At 33.1% G+C, this 3,426-nt stretch carries 4 protein-coding genes; 2 read left to right on the forward strand and 2 right to left on the reverse strand.

The window, feature by feature from the left end; translation table 11 throughout:
- Positions 1-682 (reverse strand): 2Fe-2S iron-sulfur cluster-binding protein (locus AC1DJR_RS22525; RefSeq protein ID WP_477003546.1); only part of this gene is annotated, 682 nt, incomplete at its 3' end.
- A 298-nt stretch (positions 683-980) separates the two neighbouring features.
- Here AC1DJR_RS22525 and fdhD point away from each other — a divergent pair.
- A complete protein-coding gene (gene fdhD / locus AC1DJR_RS22530) occupies positions 981-1,787 on the forward strand; it encodes a formate dehydrogenase accessory sulfurtransferase FdhD (RefSeq protein WP_477003547.1) in 807 nt (268 codons plus the stop codon).
- A gap of 251 nt (positions 1,788-2,038) precedes the next feature.
- Positions 2,039-2,545, forward strand: a complete 507-nt coding sequence (locus tag AC1DJR_RS22535) for an N-acetyltransferase family protein (protein WP_477003548.1) — start codon at positions 2,039-2,041, stop codon at positions 2,543-2,545.
- A 361-nt stretch (positions 2,546-2,906) separates the two neighbouring features.
- On the opposite strand, the gene AC1DJR_RS22540 is transcribed toward AC1DJR_RS22535, so the two are convergent.
- A complete protein-coding gene (locus AC1DJR_RS22540) occupies positions 2,907-3,029 on the reverse strand; it encodes a hypothetical protein (protein WP_002125145.1) in 123 nt (40 codons plus the stop codon).
- Positions 3,030-3,426 lie beyond the last annotated feature (397 nt).

Consider the following 3,426-nt stretch of genomic DNA (forward strand, 5'->3'; position numbering starts at 1 on the left):
CATCTGGTTTTAAACCAGTCATAAATCCAGCTTCTCCTATCATCGTTTTTTCCATTAATGCATTACAAGGACAAACTGTTACACATTGCCCACAGCTAACACAAGACGAGTCATTTATACTCACACCATTGTCCCAAATAACACGTGGACGGTCTAAACTCCAATCAATCGATAAAGTTTCATTYACTTGTAAATTTTGRCATACTTCTACACAYTGYCCACAAGCAATACATTGATTKGGATCATAACGATAAAAAGGATGAGACGTATCTACTTCACACGCACTTACTTTCGGTTCATATGGATATTTCTGTTCCTCAATTTCCATCATATGTACTGTATTATGGACTTTACAGTTACCATTATTGTTATCACATACTGTACAATACAATAAATGATTCTCTAATATTCGATCCATCGCCTCAGACTGCGCCTCTTTAGCACGCTGCGATTGTCTTTCAATATGCATACCATTCTCTAGCTTCGTTGAACAAGCACGCATTAACTTCCCATCTACTTCTACAATACATGTATCACAGGTTTGAATAGGATCTACCTCTGGTACATGACAAATTTGAGGATGTTCTAAATTACTTTCATTAAATAATTGGAGTATCGTCTTTTCACCTGATGCAAAAAGTTCTTTACCATCAACGGTTACACGGACTGTCTGTTCTGTCATAGTTTCCCCTCTCCTTACAACTCACTGTACAATACGATTATGAATCCGTTTTCAAAAACGTATTTCTGTACATATTTTTGAAACGCTCTGCCCGAATACTTTTCTTATGAAGTCGATTCTCGATGTTATAAGGTATAGCTACGCAAGGTTGAAAATGTCACTATTCTACTAATCTATTATATCGTACATATACAATAATAACCAAAATAATCTGCCATCTTTCTGATAGTAGATGCTTTTATTTTTCCGATGTTTTATGATAAATATGGAGAAAAATACATATAAAGGGGAATTTAATATGGGGCCTACTCAAGAAACGTATACAATTGTACGCTATCAATCCGGTACATTTTCAAAACAAACTGATGATGTTGTGACAGAATTTCCTATTACAATTAAGTTGAATAGCGAAGAATACGTAACAGTTGTATGTACTCCTAATTACATTGAAGATATGGTAATTGGTTTTTTAATTTCTGAAGGAATTCTTTCTTCTTATAAAGATATTGAAGAATTATGGGTCCAAAAGGAAAACGGAATTGCCCATGTAAAATCATCAAAAATTAATCCACTCTATCAAACTTTATATAATAAAAGATACGTAACTTCTTGTTGCGGAAAAAGTAGACAAGGTTTTGTTTTCGTCAACGATGCAGCAAAAGCAAAAAAGTTACATGATATACATATAACTATTACTCCGGAAGAATGTTTTCACCTAATGACTTCCTTACAACAATCTTCAACTACATTTCGCCAAACGGGCGGTGTGCATAATACCGCTCTATGTGATCGAAAGAATATTCTTTTAGCAAGAATGGATATCGGAAGACATAATGCGCTAGATAAAATATACGGTCATTGTTTACGAAACAATATATCTGTTCAAGGGAAAATCATTGCATTTAGTGGCCGTATCTCATCTGAAATTTTGTTGAAAGTTTCAAAAATTGGTTGCGAAATTGTTCTATCTAAATCAGCTCCAACTAAACTAGCTCTGCAACTCGCTCATGATTTAGGTATTACCGTAGTAGGCTTTATTCGAAATGAATCTTGCAATATTTATACACATCCAGAACGAATTGATGGATACAAAATAAACGATTAAATACGTAACATAACTAAAATGACTCCTTTACAAAGGGGGCATTTTAGTTATAAAAATGTAACATATTAAAAACTTGAATAGTTAATGAAGTTAATATATAATTTCATTACATAAATAAAATGAAAACATAGTAGCATATATCTTTTCATTCTTTTACAAATTAAGAAAGAATAATCACAGAATGTATTTAGCTACCCTTATTCTTATAGAGTTAATGGATTAAATTAGGATCAACCAAGGAGGTTACAACTATGGAAATTCGCTTATTAACAACAGAGGACGCAGAAATGTATTTAAAAGTTTGTATGGAAGGTTTAACGAAAAACCCTGAGGCTTTTAGCTCTTCTTACGAGGATGTTTTKAAACATGAAAACCCTGTCGCTGCYATGGCAAAGCGATTAAGCAATCCGGATAAGTATACTCTAGGTGTCTTCAAAGATAATGATTTARTYGGYATTGCTACTTTAGAAACAAAGCCATTTATTAAACAAGAACATAAGGCAAAAATCGGCTCCGTTTTTGTTTCTCCAAAAGCGCGTGGTCTCGGTGCAGGACGAGCTTTAATTAAAGCGATTATTGAAAATGCCGATAAATTACATGTAGAACAGCTCATGCTTGATGTTGTTGCTGATAACACTGCTGCAAAAAAATTATATGAGTCCCTCAGCTTCCAAACTTACGGCGTGCAAGAACGGTCCTTAAAACATAATGGCCAATATTGGGACGAAGAGCATATGGTTTTATTCTTAAATAATTAACATTTTAATATAATTTTTCAAAAGCATCTTCTTATTAATTAAGATGCTTTTTTCATTACAACAATGTAATCTTCATGTCACCTTTATCGATCGTTCCAATCCTTTCCATTCGCTATACTAAAAATATAAAGTGAAACTTTAATCAGTGGGGAGGTCCATCTCCCGCTGATTATTAAATGAACGTATAGCATGGAAGTGATATGTAGAGGAGAATTTGACATGAAACAAAACAAACAAGCTATCTTTTTAATATTTGCTACAGCAATTGTAACTTCTGGACTGGCAATTCTACCTTGGTTTATTATATAGAACACATAAAAAAAGCTTATTGCTTCTTAAGAGGCAATAAGCTTTTTTTCTATTATAAAATCCCGAAAAATTTATTTACACAACTTATCATAATAAGCATAGATACCGCAACACACATTACAACCGCATTACGATCTTGCTTTTCTTTTTGTAAATGCTCTACTTTTTTACTCATGTGTACAATCCCCTTTAAAAAAAAGTGTGAGATAGGAAATTTTTCTTATCCGATGCGAGGTGAATACGAAAACCCTCTCTATCTCACATACACAATAGAATGGAATTGTCATTTTATAAATAAAATGACATGACGTTATGTCGCAACATAGGGTATTTGTGTCGCTACGTTTTCTATTATAAAAAATAGTTGTGCAAAACTAGTGCATTTTTTATGTCAATTGCCCTGATTGAAAAAATCAGCCATCCATTCAATCACATAAAAAGAGTTTTTTATTATTTTCATGTAAACTATACAAGTAGAATGAATAGTTTGGGGTGCACAAGATTATGGTGAAAATTTTATTAGTAGACGATGAAGAACGTATGTTACGATTGTTAGATCTGTTCTTAAGCCC

This window comes from Bacillus sp. 05T31, assembly GCF_056396725.1.

What these genes read in the sequence shown, in the direction of transcription:
- AC1DJR_RS22540 (WP_002125145.1), bottom strand. Translation starts at nt 3,029, where the DNA reads ATGAGTAAAAAAGTAGAGCATTTACAAAAAGAAAAGCAAGATCGTAAT.
- fdhD (WP_477003547.1), top strand. Translation starts at nt 981, where the DNA reads ATGGGGCCTACTCAAGAAACGTATACAATTGTACGCTATCAATCCGGT.